We start from the raw sequence: 20,399 nt of genomic DNA, 5'->3' as shown, positions 1-20,399 counted from the left end.
CGAGTGCACGCGTTCACAGCACGACGGGTGGGAGCGGCCATGCGCGGATCAGTGGTGGGAACAGCGGTCACCCTCGCGGCGGGAGCCCTGCTGACAGCGGCGATGACGACGGCCTCGGCCGGCACACCGGCCGGCGCGGCCGCCACGGCGGCCCAGGCGGCGTCCCCGAAACCGGTGCTGGTCGACTGCATGTGGCATCGCAACGTCCGCCCGACGGACTTCATCCTTGCCTGCGGCGACGGCAACAGCGTCCTGACCAAGCTCGACTGGAAGCAGTGGAACGCCCGGACGGCGACCGCCGAGGGCGTGAACTTGGTCAACGACTGCAAGCCGTACTGCGCCGCGGGCAAGTTCCACCCGTACCCCGTGACGGTGCGGCTGGACCGCCCGGCGCCGTGGAAGAAGAACCCTGGCGTCGAGCACTTCACGCGGATGAGCCTGACCTACACCACCGAAGCCCGTCCGGAAGGCTTCAAGCAGGTCATGGTCTACCCGCTCTGGGACTGACCGCTGCGCCGGTCGTCAACCGGGCGCGCCCCGTACGGCGCCGAGGCGTGGTCCGCGCGGGCGACCCCTCGGCCACGGCTCCCACGGGCGGCGACCGGCGGAGCGTCATGTTGGTGTGACCCGCACGCCGGCGCCCGGTGCGCCGTCCGAAGAGAGGTCACATGCCCCGACTCCCGCGCCTGGCGAGCGCCGCCACGGCCGCCCTCGCGCTCGGTGTGATCGCGGCCGCCCCGGCCGCCGGCCACGAGCCGCCCGTCACCGACCCGCACATCGTCGCCCACTTCGACCTGGCCGCCGGGCAGACACCCGAGAACATCGCGCTGGAGGGCGACGGCTCCGCCGACCTCACCCTCGCCCTCGCCCGCCAGGTCACCCACGTCGCCCTCGACGGGAGCACCCGTGTCCTCGCGACGCTGCCGGCCGAGCGGAACCCGGACACCCCCCTCCTGCACAGCGCCGTCGTCACCGGCATCGCCCGCGCCCACGACGGCACCCTGTACGTCAACTACGCGACCGGCACGGCGAAGACGGGCGTCTGGCGGATCCCCGGCGACGGCGGCACACCGGTGCAGATCGCGAAGCTCCCGCCGGACGGGCTGCCCAACGGCCTGGCCCTGGACGAGCGCCGGAACGTGCTGTACGCCGCCGACTCGGTGCGGGGCATGGTCTGGCGCGTCCCGCGATCGGGCGGAACGGCCACCGCGTGGGCCACCGGGGCGTCCCTGCGCCCGCTGCCCGCTCCGCCCGCCGTCGGCCTCGGCGCCAACGGGATCAAGGTGCACCGCGACGCCGTGTGGGTGTCGAACACCGACCGGGAGACGCTGCTGCGCCTGCCCGTGCGCCCGGACGGCGGCGCCGGCCCGGCCGAGACGCGGGCCACCGGCCTGGGCGGCATCGACGACTTCGCGTTCCCCGGTCGCGGCAGCACCGTGCTGGCCGCGCTGAACCGCAGCAGCCAGGTGGTGCTGGTGCGCCGCGACGGCACCCGCACGGTCGTGCTGACCGGGCGGGACGGGCTGTCCAACCCGACCTCGGTGGCCGTACGCGGCCGGAACGTCTACGTGCCGGGCGCCGCCCTCCTCACCCGCCGGGACCCGAACCTGCTCCTCGCCCGCCTGCGGTACCCGTCCGGGCGCCTCTAGCCCGACGACCGCGCGCCGCGCCCGGGGGCCACGGGGCCCGGGCGCGGCGTGTGCTCGTCTCAGGCGATCTCGACCAGCAGGTCGCCGCCCTCCACCTGCTGGATCCGGTTGATGGCCAGCCGGGAGACCCGGCCCGCCTTCGGCGCGGTGATCGTCGCCTCCATCTTCATCGCCTCGATGGTGGCCACGGTCGCCCCGGCCGCCACCTCGTCGCCCTCGGCCACCGCCAGCGTCACCACACCGGCGAACGGCGCCGGCACATGGCCCGGGTTCGCCCGGTCGGCCTTCTCGGTCACCGGCACGTCCGAGGCCGCCGCCCGGTCCCGGACCTGGATGGGCCGCAGCTGGCCGTTGAGCGAGGACATCACGGTGCGCATGCCGCGCTCGTCGGCCTCGCCGACCGCCTGCAGCTCGATCAGCAGCCGCACGCCCGGCTCCAGGTCGACGGCGTACTCCTTGGCCGGGCGCAGACCGTAGAAGAAGGCCTTGCTGTCCAGGACGCTGGTGTCGCCGAACGTCTGCCGGTGCGTGTCGAACTCCCGTGTCGGGCCCGGGAACAGCAGCCGGTTGAGGGTGGCCCGGCGGTCCTTCGCCAGTCCCTCGTGGTCCTCGGCGGACAGCTCGGGTACGGGCTTGGGCTCGCCGCGGCCCTGAAGGGCCTTGGTGCGGAACGGCTCGGGCCAGCCGCCGGGCGGGGTGCCCAGCTCGCCGCGCAGGAAGCCGATCACCGAGTCGGGGATGTCGAACCGGTCGGGGTTCTCCTGGAAGTCGGCCGGGGACACGCCGGCGCCGACCAGGTGCAGGGCGAGGTCGCCGACCACCTTGGAGGACGGGGTGACCTTGACCAGCCGGCCCAGGATGCGGTCGGCGGCGGCGTACATCGCCTCGATGTCCTCGAAGCGGTCGCCGAGGCCGAGGGCGACGGCCTGGGTGCGCAGGTTGGACAGCTGGCCGCCGGGGATCTCGTGGTGGTAGACGCGTCCGGTCGGGGAGGCGAGGCCCGCCTCGAACGGCGCGTAGATCTTCCGGACGCCCTCCCAGTACGGCTCCAGGTCGCCGACGGCCTGGAGGTCGAGCCCGGTGGGCCGCTCGGAGTGGTCGGTGGCGGCCACGAGCGCCGACAGCGACGGCTGCGAGGTCGTCCCGGCCATGGAGGCCACCGCGCCGTCCACCGCGTCGGCGCCCGCCTGGATCGCGGCGAGGTAGGTGGCGAGCTGGCCGCCCGCCGTGTCGTGGGTGTGCAGATGCACCGGCAGGTCGAACTCGCGGCGCAGCGCGGACACCAGCTTGGCCGCGGCCGGGGCGCGCAGCAGTCCGGCCATGTCCTTGACCGCCAGGACGTGGGCGCCGGCCTCGACGATCTGCTCGGCGAGGCGCAGGTAGTAGTCGAGGGTGTAGAGCCGCTCGGCCGGGTCGTTGAGGTCGGCGGTGTAGCAGAGGGCGACCTCGGCGACCGCGGTGCCGGTCTCGCGTACGGCGTCGATTGCGGGCCGCATCTGGCCGACGTCGTTGAGGGCGTCGAAGATGCGGAAGATGTCGATGCCGGTGGCGGCGGCCTCCTGCACGAAGGCGTCGGTGACCTCGGTGGGGTACGGGGTGTAGCCGACGGTGTTGCGGCCGCGCAGCAGCATCTGCAGACAGATGTTGGGGACGGCCTCGCGCAGGGCGGCCAGCCGCTCCCACGGGTCCTCGGCCAGGAAGCGCAGCGCCACGTCGTACGTCGCGCCGCCCCAGCACTCCAGGGACAGCAGCTCGGGCAGGGTGCGGGCGACGACCGGGGCGACGGCGAGCAGGTCCTTGGTGCGCACGCGGGTGGCGAGCAGGGACTGGTGGGCGTCGCGGAAGGTGGTGTCGGTGACCCCGATGGTCGGCGACTCGCGCAGGTGGCGGGCGAAGCCGTCGGGGCCGAGGTCGACCAGCCGCTGGCGGGAACCGGCCGGGGGTTCGCCGGCCGGGAGCGGCGGCAGCTTGGTGACCGGGTCGAGCAGGTCGGGGCGCTTGCCGTGCGGCTTGTTGACGGTGACGTCGGCGAGGTAGGTGAGCAGCTTGGTGCCGCGGTCGGCGGAGCTGCGGGCGGTCAGCAGATGCGGGCGCTCCTCGATGAAGGAAGTGGTCACCCGCCCGGCCTGGAAGTCGGGGTCGTCCAGGACCGCCTGCAGGAAGGGAATGTTGGTGGCCACGCCGCGGATGCGGAACTCGGCCACGGCACGCCGGGCGCGCCCGATGGCGGCCCTGAAGTCCCGTCCCCGGCAGGTGAGTTTGACCAGCATGGAGTCGAAGTGGGCGCTGATCTCGGTACCCGCGTGGGTGGTTCCGCCGTCGAGCCGGATGCCGGAGCCGCCGGGCGAGCGGTAGGCGCTGATCCGGCCGGTGTCCGGGCGGAAGCCGTTGGCCGGGTCCTCGGTGGTGATACGGCACTGGAGGGCGGCGCCGCGCAGCTGGACCGTGTCCTGGGACAGGCCGAGGTCGGCGAGGGTCTCGCCGGCGGCGATGCGCAGCTGGGCCTGGACCAGGTCGACGTCGGTGACCTCCTCGGTGACCGTGTGCTCGACCTGGATGCGCGGGTTCATCTCGATGAAGACGTGATTGCCGTCGCGGTCGAGGAGGAACTCCACGGTGCCCGCGTTGCGGTAGCCGATCTCGCGGGCGAAGCGCACGGCGTCGGCGCAGATCCGGTCCCGCAGCTCGGGGTCGAGGTTGGGCGCGGGCGCCAGCTCGATGACCTTCTGGTGGCGGCGCTGCAGAGAGCAGTCGCGCTCGAAGAGGTGGATGACGCCGCCCTGGCCGTCGGCGAGGATCTGCACCTCGATGTGGCGCGGGTCCACGACGGCCTTCTCCAGGAAGACGGTCGGGTCGCCGAACGCGGACGCGGCCTCGCGGGAGGCGGCCTCGATGGACTCGCGCAGCTGGGCGGGGTCCTCCACGCGGCGCATGCCGCGGCCGCCGCCGCCCGCGACCGCCTTGACGAAGACGGGGAATCCGATCTCCTCGGCGGCGCGCACGAGTTCGTCGACGTCGGTGGAGGGCGCGGAGGAGCCGAGGACAGGCACGCCGGCCGCCCGGGCCGCCGCGACCGCGCGGGCCTTGTTGCCGGTCAGCTCCAGCGTCTGCGCGCTCGGCCCGACGAAGGTGATGCCCGACTCCTCGCAGGCGCGGGCGAGTTCGGGGTTCTCGGACAGGAAGCCGTAGCCGGGGTAGACGGCGTCCGCCCCGGCCCGGCGGGCGGCGCGCACGATCTCCTCGACGGAGAGGTACGCCCGCACCGGGTGCCCCGGTTCACCGATCTCGTACGCCTCGTCGGCCTTCAGCCGGTGCAGCGAGTTGCGGTCCTCGTGCGGGAACACGGCGACCGTGCGCGCGCCGAGTTCGTAGCCCGCCCGGAACGCGCGGATCGCGATCTCTCCACGGTTGGCGACCAGCACCTTGCGGAACATTCTGGATTCCCTTCAGCCTGCCGGCGACGAGCACCATGGTGTCAGCCATGCCCTGCCCTACGTCGCGGCAACATTAGGGGGCACCCGCGCGTGTCGAAGTGCGAAAAGCGTCACATTGACGCGGCTGCGGAGGCGTCTGCGCGCGCGCCGGCCGTGACGGGGCTGCCGGTGCGGACGCGGTCACGGGTGCGGGATCGGTCGCGGGTGCACGCCCTGTCACGGGTGGGGGATCGGTCACGGGTGCGGGATCGGCCGCGGGTGCGGGATCGGTCATCGCACGTACGGGCCCGGACGCCGGTACGGGCGCGTCCTTCCGCGTTGGTAGCAGGGACCGTACGACGGCCCGTACCCGTGCGCGGCGGCCGTGCAGGAGTCCCAGGGCGATCGCCGCGCCCACCGCGATCAGATGCTCGCGCCCGGCCAGGTTGGGGACGGCGATCGACTCCCACACCATCGATCCGCCGGTCAGCGTGAACACCACGGGGGCGCGCCGGACCACCGCCAGATAGGTGAACAGGCCCACGACGGCGGCGGACGGACCGGTGTCGAGGACCCGGCCGCACTCGGGCGGCAGTCCGAGCCCCCACCAGCCGGGGCCGAGTGCGATCATCACCCGCGCGGTGAGGGTGCCGGCCAGTGTGGTGACGTAGGCGATGGCCAATGTCCGGGCCCGGCCGAGGGCCAGTTCGGCGAGGGCGAAGGCGAGGACAAGCTGGGTGATGCCCGCCCACACCGGCAGGTCGAGCGCCGGGACGTACAGCGACACCGGGGTGCGCAGCAGGGACAGCCACAGCGGCAGGTCGGCCGTGACGCCGCCGAGCCGCCGCACCCAGATGGCGCCCGCGGGGTGCTGGGCGAGGTCGTGGAAGAAGATGACGCCGGACGCGGCGACGACCGCCAGCACCAGTCCGGACGGTCCCCGGCGGGCGAGGCGCCGCACGGGGTCGACAACGATGGCATGCCACTCGCCGCGCAGTGTGCGCCCGGTGAACCGGGCGAGGCGCGTGAGCACCGAGCGGACCAGCTCTCCGTGCCCGTCGCGGCTCATGGCACGCGACGGCCCGTCGGCTCCGGGTCCCCATCCCCCGCCACGTACATCGCTCCCCCTTTGCCCCGCTACCGGTGTCTCCGTCGTACGAGGCTGTGTCCCGTCTTCCACCCGTTGAGGCCGTCGTGGTGCGGATGGGTGCTTCCGCCCCGGGTCGGCCGTCTCAGTTCAGCGAGCGGGGAGCCGGGCGTCAAGATCCACCACACGTGCGCCACCGTGACAAGAATCGGGTGCGGGCAAGGCAACCCGGCCGCCCGCGGATGCGTCGCCGTCCCGCTCCGGCCGCCGTCGCTGCGGCCCGGTTTGACTTGGAGTGCGCTCCAAGTCGTAGCGTCGCAGACACCCCCGGCGCGCACGGCTCGCGCCGCCCCGGCCCCTGTCACGGGATGCCGGTGGACGGAATCCGTCGCTAGATGGATGGGCGGCTTCGCGCCTCGGGGAACGACCATCGAGAGTGCGGGAAAGGCTGGGACACGACATGCGACAGCGCAGTCTGCGGGATCTCCAGGTATCGGCCATCGGCCTCGGCTGCATGGGAATGTCCGCCTTCTACGGCACGACCGACCAGGACGAGGGCATCGCGACGATCCGGCGGGCCCTGGAGCTGGGGATCGACTTCCTCGACACCGCGCAGCTGTACGGACCCCTCACCAACGAGTCGCTGGTGGGCGAGGCGATCCGGGGGCACCGCGACGAGTATGTGATCGCCACGAAGTTCAACTACCGGCTGGACAACGCGGTTCCGGGCGACATGAGCACGGTCGGCCCGCAGGACGGCTCGGCCGACCACGTCCGCAGCTCGATCCACGGCTCGCTCCAGCGGCTCGGCACCGACCACATCGACCTGTACTACCAGCACCGGGTCGACCCGAACGTGCCCATCGAGGAGACGGTCGGCGCGCTGGCCGAGCTGGTCGCCGAGGGCAAGGTGCGGCACATCGGGCTGAGCGAGGCGAGCGCGGAGACCATCCGGCGCGCCCACGCCGTCCACCCGATCACGGCCGTGCAGAGCGAGTACTCGCTGTGGTCGCGCGACGTGGAGGCCGAGGTGCTGCCCGCCTGCCGGGAGCTCGGCATCGGTTTCGTGCCCTACTCGCCGCTCGGCCGCGGCTTCCTCGCCGGCCGGTTCTCCTCCCCCGAGGAGCTGGACGAGAACGACTACCGCCGCAACAGCCCGCGCTTCACCGACGCCAATATCGAGGCGAACCTCCGGCTGGCGGCGAAGGTCAAGGAGATCGCCGCCGAGAAGGACGTCACCCCCGCCCAGCTGGCGATCGCCTGGGTGCTGGCCCAGGGCGAGGACCTGGTCCCGATCCCCGGTACCAAGCGCCGTTCGTACCTGGAGCAGAACGCGGCCGCGGTCGACATCGAGCTGACCAAGGATGACCTCGCCCGCATCGACGCCGAACTCCCCGAGGCGCACGGCGAGCGCTACGACGAGGCCGGCATGCGGACGGTCAACCGCTAGCGGGGTGCGCCGCGTGCCCTCCATGTGCCGAAGGCCGGGTCCGGGGGCACGCTGGTAGTCATGAACCCCCGGGAGTGGGTCGCCCGCCTGCGGCAGCCCTGGCGGTCGGCCCACGCGCTGCTGCTGCTCCCGATCGCGCTCATCGTCGTGATCACGGTGGTGGACCTGCGCACGCCCAAGGACATCCACCTGGGCCCGGCCCTGGTGATCGCACCGGCGCTGACCCCCTCGTTCGCCGGCCCCCGGACCACCGCGTTCGTCAGCGCCCTCGCGCTGGCCGCGCAGACGCTCATCGCCGTCAAGCACGGCGGGCTCACCACGACGAACCACATCGTGCAGCTCATCACGCTCGCCGTGCTCTCGGTGATGGTGGTCGTCTACAGCGCCGTACGGGAACGGCGGCAGGCCCAGCTGGCGCAGGTCCGCACGGTCGCCGAGGCCGCGCAGCACGTGCTGATGTGGCCGCTGCCGGAACAGATCGGCCCGCTGCGGATCGCGTCGCTGTATCTGGCCGCCGAGGACGAGGCGCAGATCGGCGGCGACCTGTACGCGGCGACCCAGTACGACGAGGGGATCCGGGTCCTGATCGGCGATGTGCGCGGCAAGGGGCTGTCCGCCATCGGGGAGGCCGCGCTGCTGCTCGGGGCGTTCCGTGAGAGCGCGCACCGGCACGTCGAGCTGACGGCCCTGGCCGCGGCGCTGGACCAGAGCATCACCCGGTACGCCGCCGAGCTGGAGCCCGTCGAGGAGGCAGGCGAGCGGTTCGCCACCGCGCTGCTGGTGGAGATCCCGGACCAGAATCCGGTCACCATGCTGACCAGCTGCGGCCATCCCCCGCCCCTGCTGCTGAGCCCCGGGCACGCGGTCACCGTCCCGAGCCTGCACCCGTCGCCGCCGCTCGGGGTGCACGGGAACGTCGAGCACACCCTGGACGTGTTCTCCTTCGAGCCAGGTGACACCCTGCTGCTGTACACGGACGGCGTGGTCGAGGCCCGCGACGCGCACGGCCGGTTCTATCCGCTGGCCGACCGGGTCGCGCGCTGGACCGACGACTCCCCCGAGGCGCTCATGCACCATCTGCGCCGCGATCTGCTCGCCCACGCGGGCGGCAGGCTCGGCGACGACGCCGCGCTCATCGCCGTGCACCGCGCCGCCGCCGGGGACCGGCGCCGCCACCACGGCCGCGGAAGCCCCGGCGAGACCGTACGACAGGGCACCGGGACCGCGTCGGGGACGGGGTGAGGGCGGGCGGGCCGGACGCGGCTCGATCCCACGCACACCCAACGACAAACACACGTTCGACACCGCCGCAGCGATTGAGCCCACGCACGGACAACGTTCGGCTTCCCGTGCGCCGCTGTTCAGTCGCTCAGCGCTCCCCCGGTCCCGTCCGCCGCGCACAATCCGCGCATGTCCCTACGCCACCTGCGCCCCCTGCTCACCGGCCTGGCCCTGCTGCCGGCCCTCGCGCTCCCGGTCACCGCACACGCCGCGGCACAGGACGACCCGCCCCCGGCCCGCTTCGACCTCCAGGCCCACCGCGGCGGCCTCGGCATGACCACCGAGGAGTCGCTGGAGGGCTTCGGCAAGGCGCTGCGGCTCGGGGTGTCCACGCTGGAGCTGGACACCCACGTCACCAAGGACCTGAAGGTCGTCGTCAACCACGACCGGCAGATCAGCGGCGTCAAGTGCCGCGACACCGGCCCGGTCACCCCCGGTGACCCGCAGTACCCGTACGTCGGCAAGTACATCAAGGACCTGACCCTCGCGCAGATCAAGACCCTGGACTGCGGCTACCAGCAGCTGCCCGGCTTCCCGGAGCAGGAGGTCGTCAAGGGCTTCCGGATGGTCGAGCTGAAGGACGTCCTGAACCTGGTGACGAGCTACCACGCCCACCAGGTCAAGCTGAACATCGAGACCAAGGTCGAGGCGGGCGCGCCCGAACAGACCGCGCCGCGCGAGGTGTTCGTGCGCCGGGTGTACGAGGAGATCCACCGCTCGGGCATCGAGCGCCAGGTCACCATCCAGTCCTTCGACTGGGGCGCGCTGAAGGAGATGCACCGGCTGGCGCCGAAGTGGCCGCTGGTCGCGCTGACCAACTACGACTTCCTGCAGGTCGGCAAGCCCGGCGCGTCCCCCTGGCTCGGCGGGATCGACGCCGACGACTACGACGGCGACTTCGTCAGGGCGGCCGCGACCGTCCCCGGTGTCACGACCCTCGCCCCCAACTACGGCTTCCCGCAGTCCGGGAAGATCGGCGACCCCGGCTTCCGCTTCTACTCGGACGCGGCGATGGTCGCCGAGGCCCACGACCGGGGGCTCAAGGTGGTCCCGTGGACCTGCGACGACCCGGCCACGGTGGAGGCGCTGATGGACATGGGCGTCGACGGGATCATCACCGACTACCCCAACCGTGTACGGCAGATCATGGCCGACCGCGGAATGCGGCTGCCGCGGCCGTACTTCCCGCACGACCGGGCCTGACCGGGCCCGGGCAGTCGCGAGCCCCGCCCCGAGTGGGGGCGGGGCGGGACTGCGCGCCCGTAGGCCGGTCAGTGAGCCGGCTTCAGGTCGGTGATCTTCAGGGTCTTCAGATCGGACAGGACGTCGATCTTGGTGACCTGGGCGTGGCTGCTGTCGCTCCAGGTCAGCGTGACCCTGCTGGTGGCGTGGCCCGCGCCGGAGCCGGTGTAGACGACCTTCCACTTCACCGGCACGTTCTGCGCGAACAGGACGCCGTCGGCGTGGTTCTTCTTCTCGTACGCGGCGATCTTCTTCTGGGCGGCCGCGGAGAGGTAGAAGGCGCGCAGTGCCTTGGCGTCGGCGCCGGCCGCTGGGTCCTCGTTGGCCCACACGGAGTCGATGTAGGCGCCGTAGAAGTCGGCCACCCGCTGGGTGACGTTGCGCGGGTCGCCCTGGGCGGAGGAGACGGCGGCGGCGCGGGTGGTGTGGCTGACGCCGCTGCCCGCGAGGGCGGGCGTGACGGCGGCCAGGGTGAGGCCGGCGGTGAGGGCGACGGCGGTCAGCAAGGTCTTGCGCCTCTGGACGGACATGTTTCTCGTTCCCCCGGATTCTTCGCGACCGGGCTGATCCCGGGCGTCGGCAGACCGTAAGACCGCAACTCCTCCCCCGTGGTTCCCTTTCTTTCCCCTTTCCCGCCCCGGAATTCCCGCGCTTGGCGCAACGCCGAAAGTTGTGCCGAATTCCGGTCCCTTTCCCCGCCTTTTCGGCCACGTCCGGTCAGGCCGGCGGCGGGTTCCGCTGCCTACGCGGCTTTCTCGGCGGGCGGCTCCTGCCGTCGGGCGCCCAGGCGGCGGCGGTCCGGCCAGCGCACGTCGTACGCCCAGCCGAGGCGTTCGAACCAGCGGATCAGGCGGGCGCTGGCGTCGAGTTGCCCGGTGAGCACGCCGTGCCGGGCGCTGGTGGGGTCGGCGTGGTGGAGGTTGTGCCAGGACTCGCCGAAGGACAGCGGGGCCAGCCACCACACGTTGCCCGAGCGGTCCCGGCTGCGGAACGGGCGGGAACCGGCCGCGTGGCAGATGGAGTTGATGGACCAGGTGACGTGGTGGACGACGCAGATCCGGACCAGCCCGGCCCAGAAGAACGCGGTCAGCGCGCCCTGCCAGGAGCGGGTCAGCGCCCCGCCGAGCAGGGCCGGCAGGGCGAGCGAGACGAGGACCAGGGCGCCGAAGTTCCGGGAGATCAGCATCAGCGTGCGGTCCCGGACGAGGTCGGGCGCGTACTGGCGGGGCGCGGCGTGCTCGGTCTCGAACAGCCAGCCGAGGTGGGCGTAGAGCATGCCCTTGGCGAGGGCGCGGGGCGTGCGGCCGTAGCGCCAGGGCGAGTGCGGGTCGCCGTCGCGGTCGGAGAAGCGGTGGTGCTTGCGGTGGTCGGCGACCCAGGTGATCAGGGGGCCCTGCACGGCGAGCGAGCCGGCCAGGGCGAGGGCGATCCGCAGCGGCCGCCGGGCCTTGAACGAGCCGTGGGTGAAGTGCCGGTGGAATCCGACGGTGATGCCGAGCCCGCTGACGACGTAGAAGGCGACCGCGAGCACGAGGTCCGTGGGGCTCAGCCCGTGCCGCCAGGCGAGCGGCCCGGCGGCGAGGAGCGCCAGGAACGGTACGCCGACGAACACGCCGATCATGAACTGCTCGGCGTTCGGCCAGGTGCGCGACCGGCCGGCCAGCGGGGTGGATTCCGAGAACTCCGACAAGGCGGGACCTTTTCCTTTCGGCTGGGGCGCGTTCGGAGGGGCACGGCGGCTAGTCGACGGCCGTGAAGGCGAGGACGGCGTTCTGGCCGCCGAAGCCGAAGGAGCTGCTGACGGCGGCTCGTATCCGCTGCTCGCGGGGAACCTTGGTGACGACGTCCAGGTCCATGGCCGGGTCGAGGGTGTCCAGGTTGGCGGTGGGCGGGATCAGCTGGTGGCGCAGGGTCAGGACGGTGCAGGCCGCCTCGATGGCTCCGGCGCCGCCGATGGCGTGCCCGATGGTGCCCTTGACGGCGGTGACGGGCGGGGGCCGGCGGAAGACCTGGTGCAGCGCGTTGTGCTCGGCGGCGTCGCCCTGCGGGGTGGCGGTGCCGTGCGCGTTGACGTGGTCGACGTCCTCGGGCCCCAGTCCGGCGTCGGCGAGGGCGCCGCGGATGGCGCGGGCGGCGCCGTCGCCGTCGGGGTGCGGGGCGGTGAAGTGGTGGGCGTCGCAGGAGGCGCCGAAGCCGGAGAGCAGGGCCACGGGGCGGGTGCCCCGGGCGCGGGCGTCCTCGGTGCGTTCCAGGACGAGGACGGCGGCGCCCTCGCCGAGGACGAAGCCGTCGCGGTCGCGGTCGAACGGGCGGGAGGCCTCGTGGGGACTGTCGGCGCGCCGGGACAGGGCGCGCATCTGGGCGAAGCAGGCGGCGGTCATCCGCAGCCGCGCCGACTCGCTGCCCCCGGCGAGGACGAGGTCGCAGGCGCCCGACAGCAGCAAGTCCCGGGCCAGGCCGAGCGCGCTGGTGCCGGAGGCGCAGGCGGTGCTGACGACCATGTTGGGGCCGGTGGCGCCGAGGTCCAGGGCGATCTCGGCGGCGGCCATGTTGGGCACGCTGCGCGGCAGCGCCAGCGGCGAGACCCGCTCCGGTGTCTGCCCGGCGAGCCGGTCGAACTCGGCCTGCCAGCCCTGCATGGACCCGGTGCCGACGCCCATGACGACGCCGACCCGGGCGCCGTCCCAGCCGCCGGGGGCGAGCCGGGCGTCGGCGACGGCCTCCCGCGCGGCGAGCAACGCGAAGGTGGTGAAGCGGTCCAGGCGGCGGCTGAGCCGGTGACCGAGCAGGCCGGCCGCGTCCAGGTCGGGCACCCGGCAGGAGAAGGCCACGGGCAGCCCGTCCAGGCCCGGGTCGGCGGCCGCCGTGGAGTCACCCGCGCACAGGCCCGCCCACGTCGCGTCCCTGCCGACGCCGGCCGGGGTGACCAGTCCCAGCCCGGTGACGGCCACCGGCGCCCGCCGGGTCGCGCCGCCTGCTTTCACGAGGTGCATGAGCGGTGATTATCCGGGCGCGGACCGCCGGTTCCGGTCCGCGACAACTCGTTCGGCCCAGGACGGGCGCCGCTACCACCCGGATGTGCCAACGTCGACAGCCCGGCCCCGGACGCACAGGGACGCGGGGCCGGCCTGGGGGTCCCCGAGGAGGCTCAGCCCCCGGCTCGCATGTGGGCGAGCAACGCCTCGGCGGCGGTGCGCAGTTGCTCAGCCGCCGTGGTACAGGCGGCCGCCTGCCGTTCCAGGGTGGGCCGGCTCCACTCGGGTGCGACAGCGCTGTCGCTCAGCGCCGAGGCGGTGGCGAGCAGGCGCCGGGCGTAGCCGTCCATGAGGTCGGCGTCGGTGCGCAACATGCTCACCCGGTCGAGGAGTCCGCCGGTCGACGGGATCGTTCGGGTGGACTCGGTCACCATGGCTGCTCCCGGTCGCGTGTGCTGAGGGCGGTCGCGTGTGCTGATAGGGGTCGTGCGGGCTGAGGGCGGTCGCGGGTGCTCGTAGGGGTCGCGCGTGCGGTGGAGGGTCAGCGCGGCAGGAGGGCGCCGGCGCTGCGGTGGGCCATGAACTGCGGGCAGGTCAGGACGAAAAGGGGCCGGGCGCCGTCGATGCCGAGCCGGCGCAGGTGCCCGGCCATGGGTTCGGCCGCGGCGGTGTCCAGGCGCGGCCGTACGCCGGTCCCGGGGTGCAGCCGCAGCGGTCCGTGGGTGCGGACGAGGGTGCGTACGGTGCTCTCGCCGCGCCTGCCGTACAGCACCCGGTCCGCCTCGGGGCAGCGGAGGCCGGGGCCGAGGCGGCCCTCGACGGTGATGCCGAGGTCCGCCGAGGTGAAGCGGAGGTTCCGGCCCATGAGGTCGGCCTCGGCGATGGTGCGGACGGCGCGCTGGCCCCAGATCTCCCGGGCGACCGTGCGGGCCTCCTCGCTGGTGACGGCGAGCGAGAGGACGTAGCTGCCGGTGCGGCGCAGGTCGACGCGGCGCAGCAGGTCGGCGGCGAGGTCCAGCGGGCGGGGCCGCCACAGGTCGTCCACCAGGACCGACAGGGCGATCTCGGTGTAGGGGCCGATGGTGGTGCAGCGGTGCTCGTACAGGGACAGAAGCGCGAACGCCCGGTGCCGCCCGAGTCTGCTGGGCACCGTCCAGGTGACGTCGGGCAGCAGGGCCCGGGCGGTGTCGGCGTCGACCGCGTAGCAGAGATGGGCGGCCGAGGAGTCGTAGTAGCGCACCGGGACGTCGACCGGACCGGCGGTGGTGGGGACGGAGGTGGTGGGCAGGGTGAGGAAGGGGTAGCCCTCCGGGGGATGGGCGCGGTCCTTGAGCCGGTAGGCCTGGGTGCGCACGACGGGGCCCCGGTAGGGCGTGAGCGCCTCGTCGATGTCCTTGCGGGCCTCGGGGATGACGGTGCGCAGGTGCTCGATGTACTCGCGCAGCATGTGGCACAGCGGGAACTCGTGGGTGGGGCCGGTGTAGTCGGCCTCGTACCGGTTCGGGTGCGGGTCGAAGGCGGGGCCGGTTCCCCGGCCGTCGAGGGCGGGCACGATGTCGTGCTGGTTGGTGACGCTCGCGACCCAGGTGCGCGGATCGGCGGGCCTCTCGTCGCCGAGGGGGGAGCCGACGGCAACCACATGGGTGACCCGGTAGGCGCGGCAGAACTCCTCGTCCTGGGCGAGGTTCATCAGCGCGATGCCGCCCTCGCCGTGCCCGATCAGGGCGAGGGCGGCGCCGCGCGGGATGCCGTAGTCCTCGAGGGCGAGCTGGATCGAGCGGGTGTGGGGCGAGTCGGCCGTGAAGAGGTCGCGCCAGGCGCCGACGAAGTCCTGCGGGGAGTCGTTGCGGGGGCGGCCGGGTGCCATGCCGGGGGCCTGGACGACGTACCGGACGACACCGTCGGGTCCGCGCACGTTCTGCACGAGGATCCGCCCGTCGGTGGAGAGTGTCTCGATGTTGCGCAGGAAGCCGAGGAAGGAGCCCTCGGTGGCGATGGTCTGCTTCTCCTGGTCGGCGAGGTCGACGGCGTCGGCGGCGCCCTCGACCCGGTCCGCGCCGACGAGGTGGGAGGCTCGGATGCCGTACACCGGGTCGGCGGACGGCTCACGGCCCGCAGCGGGCGCCCAGCCGGTCTCGTCGTTCATCGGGTCCTCGTCCAACAGGGCCCGGACGGCGAGGAGTTCGGCCATCAGCGGGGCGAGCCCGGACAGCGCGCGCTGGGCGCCCCGGTCCCGGAACAGGGCGCGCAGGGCGCGTACGGCCTCCGGGTCGCGGTCGGCGGAGACGGCGTCGACGAGCCGGCGCATGCCCGGGTCGCGTTCGAACTCGGGGTGGTCGATCAGCACGGCGGCGATCCTCAGCCGCAGCGAGGTGACCGCGACCAGCGCGGCCAGGCTCTCCCGGCCCAGCACCTCCCCGGCCGTGCCCAGCACATGTCCGAAACCCGTGGGTGCCGTGATCGCCGAGCCGCCGAGGCCCCGCTTGTTCGTCAGCGCCCGCAGCAACGCCCACCGCACGGCCAGGCCGGTACGGGGACGCCGGCGCGCCGAGCCGGTCAGGGACGGCTCGAACAGCGCGCCGCTGGTGCGCGCGGACACCGCGCGGATGCCCGCGGCGACATCGACGACGTCCCGCGAGCATCGGCGCAGGAGTTCCTGGGCGTCCTGAGCGTCCTGGGCGTCCTGCTCGTCCTGCCCGGGCCGCCCGCGTGCGTGGCCGTCCGCTCGCATCCGACGCTCCTCGACTCGACGACGTGCGACAGAGCGGCCGCGTCCGGCGGGGCGCGGCCTCGGTCCCATCGTCGGCCAGGGACTCCGCGCCCGCACCTTCATCCGTCCAGGCAGCGGACAGGCATCCCTCCAGGCAGCGGACACGCGCCCCGCTCCTGTAGTCCGACGGCACCAAGATCACTCGGCCGGCCCCCGCGGAGCCTCGTCGGTCTCACGCGTCGGCCGTCGGACCGGCCGCGCCCGGCTCACTCGTCGGCCATCAGCCCCGCCGCGACCGTCGCCCCCAGCTCCCAGCACGCCTGCACATCGGCCTTGCCCGGCTCACCGGTGACGGTGACCGCCTCGGCCGCACGGCGCCAGCCCAGGCCGGTGGTGATGGACTCGATGGCGCGGACGGCGCCGGTGACGTCGTTGCCGCCGTGGACGTAGTAGCCGAAGGGCCGCCCCTGGGTCTGATCCAGGCAGGGGTAGTAGACCTGGTCGAAGAAGTGCTTGAGGGCGCCGGACATGTAGCCGAGGTTCGCCGGGGTGCCGAGGAGATAGCCGTCGGCCTCGAGGACGTCGGAGGCAGTGGCGGCCAGGGCGGCGCGGCGGACCACGCGGACGCCCTCGATCTCCGGGGTGGTCGCGCCGGAGACGACGGCCTCGAACAGCGCCTGGCAGTTGGGCGACGGGGTGTGATGCACGATCAGCAGGGTAGGCACGTCCCGCACCCTGCCCTGCCGGTGCCACGAGCCGCAAATGGTGCCCGCCACGCACCGTTGTGGGCACCCGGCCGGGGTGCGACGATGCCGACACCCGCGGCACGGATGAGATGCCGACGCCTGCGGCACGGAGGAGAGGAGCCGTCTTGGCCGAGGACGACCGCCGGGTACCGGCCGCCGTCGTGTTCGACGTGCTGGGTCTCGACTACGAGAAGGCGTTCGCCTCCTCCGAGGGGCACCGGGCCTCCCTCCAGTGGCTGCTGGAGCGGCTGGAGCCGGGCAGCCGGGTCCTGGACGTGGGCAGCGGAACGGGACGGCCGACCGCGCAGGCCCTCGCGGAGGCGGGGCACGACGTGCTGGGCGTCGACGTCTCCCCGGTCATGGTCGACCTCGCCTCCCGCCAGGTGCCGAAGGCCGAGTTCCGGCTCGCCGACATCCGTGAACTGCCGCTCGCCGAGGGCTCGTTCGACGCGGTGTGCGTGTACTTCTCCCTGCTGCAGATGTCCCGCGCCGAGCAGTCGGCCGTCGTGGGCCGGCTGGCGCGGGCGTTGCGGCCCGGCGGGCTCGCCGTGCTGGCCACGGTGCCGCTCGATGTGGAGGGCGTCGACGGGGTGTTCATGGGGCAGCCGGTGCGGGTGACGAGCTTCGCCGGCGCGGACTTCACACGGCTGGTGGCCGCGGCGGGCCTGACGGTGCTGGCCGAGGAGCACGCGCTGTTCTCCCCGGCCCACCCCGATGCCGGACCCGAGCCGCATCTGTTCCTGCACTGCCGGCGCGAGGCGGCCTGAGCCCGGCCCGGCCCTGTCGCGTACGGGATAGCGCGTACGGCGATGTCGGCACCCTCGGTTACAGTGACCGCCCTGAACAGGAGGGGAGACGACGGTGCAGGTCAGGGTGGGGTCCATGCTGGGCGGAGTGGTCCAGGCGGTGGTGCTGACCGCCGTGCTGGGCGGCTGTGCGCAATCGACGGACGGTGACGAGAAGGCGTCCGCGAGCGCGTCGGCCACGGCGGAGGGCGCGGGGGCGAAGGGCGCGACGGAGGCGGCCGCGGCGAGCGGCGGCACGATCGGCGCCGCCGGTTCGGCCTGCGAACTGCCCGTCAGCTTCGCCGTCGCCCAAGACTGGAAGGCCAAGGGCATCGACACCGACAAGGAGCTGGCCAAGACGTCGAAGGGGCCGGACGGCGACCTCACGGGAGTCCTCGCCGACAGCCTCCTGCGCCAGGGCCCGGTCACCGCCGCCTGCGAGATCGACGCCAAGCCCGCCGGTCACATCGGCTTCCTGCGCGTGTGGACCGGTGAGCCGGGCGACGCCGACGCGCGCACCGTGCTGCGCGCGTTCGTCGCCGCCGAGGACAACGTCAGCAAGGAGAAGTACCGCGCCGTCAAGACGGGCGGCGGCCTCTCCGGCGTGGAGGTCGAGTACCTCTACACGAGCAAGCTCCTCGACGAGACCAAGAAGGAGCGTGCCCTCGCCGTCACCACGCCCGACGGCCCGGTCGTGCTGCACCTCGGCGGGATGGACACCGAGGAGCACGAGGCGATGCTGCCGGCGTACGAACTGGCCAAGCGGACCCTTCGGATCGCCTGAGGTCTCGGCCCGAGGCCTCTGTCCGAGACCTCAGGCCGAGGTCAGGGTCAGTAGCGCAGCCGCCTGGCCCGCAGCAGCATGATCAGGCCGGACAGGGCCAGGAGCGTGCCGATGGCCGCGGGCCACAGGTGAGCCCCTGTCTCCGCGAGCCCTCCCTGCACCGCCTGCGGCTCCGGCTGCGCGAGCGGGGGCGTGGTCTGCCCGCCCGCGCCGCCGGCCTGGGGCGGGGCGGAACTGGTGGCCTGACCGACCTCGCCTCCGCCCGACCCGGACCCTGTGGACCGGGCGGGTGAGGCGGACGAGGCGGACCCCCGCCCCCTGTCGGAGTCGGTGGACGCGGACGGCTTGCGGGGCTGCTGGTTCGTGCCCTTCCCGCCGTCGCCGCCCCGCTGATCGTGCTTGGTGGTGTTGGCCGGTGCGCTGGACTGGTCGGTCCTCGGCTCCTCGGCGGGGCTCTGGGCCGGGTCGGGGGAGGCGGGTGCCGTGGTCGGAGCGGTGCTCGTGTCCGGAGCGGTGCTCGTACCCGGGTCGGCGCTCGGGCTCGCCGTCGTACCGGAGTCGTCGCCGCCGCGCGGGCCGCAGGTGCGGCCGGAGTTGATGCAGTCGACCATCTCGCGCATGAGGCCGTCGTCGAAGACGTTGATGAAGTCGCCGTGGTCGGTGACCGGCTTGTGCAGCTGCTCCGGGAAGGAGTCCACCGCGAAGAGCGGTACCGTCCGCCCGCCGTCGTCCAGGCTCGGCGCGGAGACGTCGTAGACGATGCGCTGCACCAGCTGCGGGATGGGCTCGAAGCCCGCCGGGCAGGAGCCGTCGGGGGCGGCGAAGGCCACGTGGGTGCGGTGGTTGGCGCTGTCGGTGTTCCGGCCGTCCCAGCAGCTCTGGAAGCGGAAGGTGCGCACGACGTCGCTGCCGGACGGGCACAGCGGGTACTTGTCCTTCAGCTGCCGGTCCTCGTAACCGGTGCAGCTCCAGGAGGCGTTGGCGTTGCCGGGCCCGTTGACGAAGGCCTTGGCGTCGCCGGTGATGATGCGCAGCAGGCGCGGCATCTCCGTGACCTTGCCGCGCGGGTTGCCCACGAACGTCAGCGTCACCTGCTTCGGCGTGACGATCTGGCCCGCGTTGCCCTCGGTGCCGCCGCCCGGAGCGCCGGCGTCCCGCTCCTGCGTGCCGTTCTGCAGGCGCAGGACCGGCCAGTAGTACGTGGACTTGTCGCCCTGGTCCACGCAGCTGGTCTTGGCGTTCGCCAGGTCCTGGTCGCTGGCGAAGGCGTTGTTCGACTGGTTGCCGATGTAGTCGTGGAAGTGGTGGGCGCCGTTGGAGACGCCGGGCGCCACGATCACGTTGTCCGAGTTGAACAGGCCGTTCGCGTTGACGCCGCAGTCGGAGGTGAAGGTGCCGCGCGAGGCGTCGGCCTGCTGGGGCGGGTTGGGCACATTGGGCTGTACGGAGGTGATGTCGGCGTAGTCGGAGACGACGGGTCCGTTGCCGCCCTGGCCCGCGCCGGGCGCGCCGGCATCGCCGTTCTGGCCCTGGCCGCCGTTCTGTTGGGCGCCGTCGCCCGGGCTCGCGGTGGCCTGGCCGCTGCCGCCGTCCCCGCCGCTGCCCGTGTCGCCCGTACCCGTGCCGTTCTCGGCGGGGCGCAGGGTGCAGGCGGCCAGCGCGTCGAGCCCCTCCGGCCGGTCCCCCACCCGGTCGATGGCGTCGGCGATCCGCGCGAGGGTCTCCGCCCGCTTCTCCTTCAGCGGGTTCATGATCGGCTCGTCGGCGGCGCCGGGGTCCTGGGCGACGGCCTGGGCCGAACCCTGGAGTTGCTGGTAGGCCGCCGCGATCTGCTGGTCCAGCTGGGCGAGTTCACGGTCGACGTCCGCACGGGCCCCGTCCGGCACCGCCGTGAGCCTGCTGCCGACGTCGGGGCAGTCGATCGTCGCCATGCCCGCGGACCTGACCTGTCCGGTCGCGTCGGGGCCGGACTGTCCGCCCCAACCGCCTTCCGTGGCCGAGGCGTAGACGTTCGCCGCGACGAGGCCACCCCCGCCCAGCATCAGGGCGACCGCGGCGAAGGTCGCGCGTCGTACGCCGGTCGGGCGTCTGCGCCGGTTGCGTTCCAAGGTCGTTCCCCTGTGTGTCGTGGTCGGTCGGGCGCCGGTCGGACGTCGTGCGGACGGCGGCCGGGCATGGGGGTCCCCCGCACCCATACGCGGGGCGGCGCACCGGTGTTCAACCGGATCGGGAATTCACGCAGACCTCACAGGCAAACCGGGTCACACCACCCGCAGT

Annotated in this window: 16 protein-coding genes; 7 read left to right on the top strand and 9 right to left on the bottom strand. The window is 73.3% G+C overall.

The window, feature by feature from the left end; genetic code table 11:
- The first annotated feature begins 39 nt into the window (after window positions 1–39).
- Both ABZ865_RS22365 and ABZ865_RS22360 read left to right on the top strand, forming a co-directional pair.
- The gene (locus ABZ865_RS22365; protein WP_361232887.1) at window positions 40–507 is read left to right on the top strand and encodes a hypothetical protein; all 468 of its coding nucleotides are present in this window, start codon (window positions 40–42) and stop codon (window positions 505–507) included.
- 161 nt (window positions 508–668) lie between these two features.
- Window positions 669–1,649, top strand: coding sequence for a hypothetical protein (locus ABZ865_RS22360; protein ID WP_361232884.1), 981 nt, complete (start codon window positions 669–671; stop codon window positions 1,647–1,649).
- A 59-nt stretch (window positions 1,650–1,708) separates the two neighbouring features.
- Here the strand turns inward: ABZ865_RS22360 and ABZ865_RS22355 are convergent, their stop codons facing one another.
- On the bottom strand, window positions 1,709–5,083 hold the full coding sequence (locus ABZ865_RS22355) for a pyruvate carboxylase (RefSeq protein ID WP_361232880.1): 3,375 nt from the start codon (window positions 5,081–5,083) through the stop codon (window positions 1,709–1,711).
- 73 nt (window positions 5,084–5,156) lie between these two features.
- On the bottom strand, window positions 5,157–6,131 hold the full coding sequence (locus tag ABZ865_RS22350; RefSeq protein WP_361232876.1) for a hypothetical protein: 975 nt from the start codon (window positions 6,129–6,131) through the stop codon (window positions 5,157–5,159).
- A gap of 478 nt (window positions 6,132–6,609) precedes the next feature.
- Between ABZ865_RS22350 and ABZ865_RS22345 the strand changes: the two genes are divergently transcribed.
- From ABZ865_RS22345 to ABZ865_RS22335, 3 genes are all read left to right on the top strand, one after another.
- Window positions 6,610–7,599 (top strand): aldo/keto reductase, encoded by a 990-nt coding sequence (locus tag ABZ865_RS22345; protein WP_361232873.1) that lies wholly within the window; start codon window positions 6,610–6,612, stop codon window positions 7,597–7,599.
- Between the two features lie 60 nt (window positions 7,600–7,659).
- Window positions 7,660–8,841: a PP2C family protein-serine/threonine phosphatase gene (locus tag ABZ865_RS22340; RefSeq protein ID WP_361232871.1), complete on the top strand. Its 1,182-nt coding sequence runs from the start codon at window positions 7,660–7,662 to the stop codon at window positions 8,839–8,841.
- Between the two features lie 168 nt (window positions 8,842–9,009).
- Window positions 9,010–10,083, top strand: coding sequence for a glycerophosphodiester phosphodiesterase family protein (locus ABZ865_RS22335; RefSeq protein ID WP_361232868.1), 1,074 nt, complete (start codon window positions 9,010–9,012; stop codon window positions 10,081–10,083).
- Window positions 10,084–10,151: 68 nt separating this feature from the next.
- On the opposite strand, the gene ABZ865_RS22330 is transcribed toward ABZ865_RS22335, so the two are convergent.
- From ABZ865_RS22330 to ABZ865_RS22305, 6 genes are all read right to left on the bottom strand, one after another.
- The gene (locus ABZ865_RS22330) at window positions 10,152–10,652 is read right to left on the bottom strand and encodes a hypothetical protein (protein ID WP_361232865.1); all 501 of its coding nucleotides are present in this window, start codon (window positions 10,650–10,652) and stop codon (window positions 10,152–10,154) included.
- Between the two features lie 212 nt (window positions 10,653–10,864).
- Window positions 10,865–11,812 (bottom strand): fatty acid desaturase, encoded by a 948-nt coding sequence (locus ABZ865_RS22325; RefSeq protein ID WP_361232862.1) that lies wholly within the window; start codon window positions 11,810–11,812, stop codon window positions 10,865–10,867.
- Between the two features lie 49 nt (window positions 11,813–11,861).
- On the bottom strand, window positions 11,862–13,115 hold the full coding sequence (locus ABZ865_RS22320) for a beta-ketoacyl-[acyl-carrier-protein] synthase family protein (protein WP_361232859.1): 1,254 nt from the start codon (window positions 13,113–13,115) through the stop codon (window positions 11,862–11,864).
- A gap of 155 nt (window positions 13,116–13,270) precedes the next feature.
- Complete coding sequence (locus tag ABZ865_RS22315; protein ID WP_361232856.1) at window positions 13,271–13,531, bottom strand: hypothetical protein; 261 nt, start codon at window positions 13,529–13,531, stop codon at window positions 13,271–13,273.
- Window positions 13,532–13,638: 107 nt separating this feature from the next.
- Window positions 13,639–15,828, bottom strand: coding sequence for an acetoacetate decarboxylase family protein (locus ABZ865_RS22310; RefSeq protein WP_361232853.1), 2,190 nt, complete (start codon window positions 15,826–15,828; stop codon window positions 13,639–13,641).
- A gap of 245 nt (window positions 15,829–16,073) precedes the next feature.
- On the bottom strand, window positions 16,074–16,532 hold the full coding sequence (locus ABZ865_RS22305; RefSeq protein WP_361232850.1) for an NAD(P)H-dependent oxidoreductase: 459 nt from the start codon (window positions 16,530–16,532) through the stop codon (window positions 16,074–16,076).
- Window positions 16,533–16,642: 110 nt separating this feature from the next.
- Here ABZ865_RS22305 and ABZ865_RS22300 point away from each other — a divergent pair, with 110 nt between their 5' ends.
- Both ABZ865_RS22300 and ABZ865_RS22295 read left to right on the top strand, forming a co-directional pair.
- Window positions 16,643–17,320 carry a class I SAM-dependent methyltransferase gene (locus ABZ865_RS22300; protein ID WP_361232847.1) on the top strand — a complete coding sequence of 226 codons (678 nt, stop codon included), beginning with the start codon at window positions 16,643–16,645 and terminating at the stop codon, window positions 17,318–17,320.
- Between the two features lie 115 nt (window positions 17,321–17,435).
- Entirely contained in the window at window positions 17,436–18,122 is a 687-nt protein-coding gene (locus tag ABZ865_RS22295) for a lipoprotein (RefSeq protein ID WP_361232844.1), read from the top strand.
- 47 nt (window positions 18,123–18,169) lie between these two features.
- Here the strand turns inward: ABZ865_RS22295 and ABZ865_RS22290 are convergent, their stop codons facing one another.
- The gene (locus ABZ865_RS22290) at window positions 18,170–20,164 is read right to left on the bottom strand and encodes a DUF1996 domain-containing protein (RefSeq protein ID WP_361233638.1); all 1,995 of its coding nucleotides are present in this window, start codon (window positions 20,162–20,164) and stop codon (window positions 18,170–18,172) included.
- Window positions 20,165–20,399: the final 235 nt, after the last annotated feature.

The sequence above is a fragment of the Streptomyces sp. NPDC047085 genome (genome assembly GCF_040643735.1).
Lineage (GTDB): Bacteria > Actinomycetota > Actinomycetes > Streptomycetales > Streptomycetaceae > Streptomyces.
This window is presented reverse-complemented; position numbering and strand designations above follow the sequence as displayed.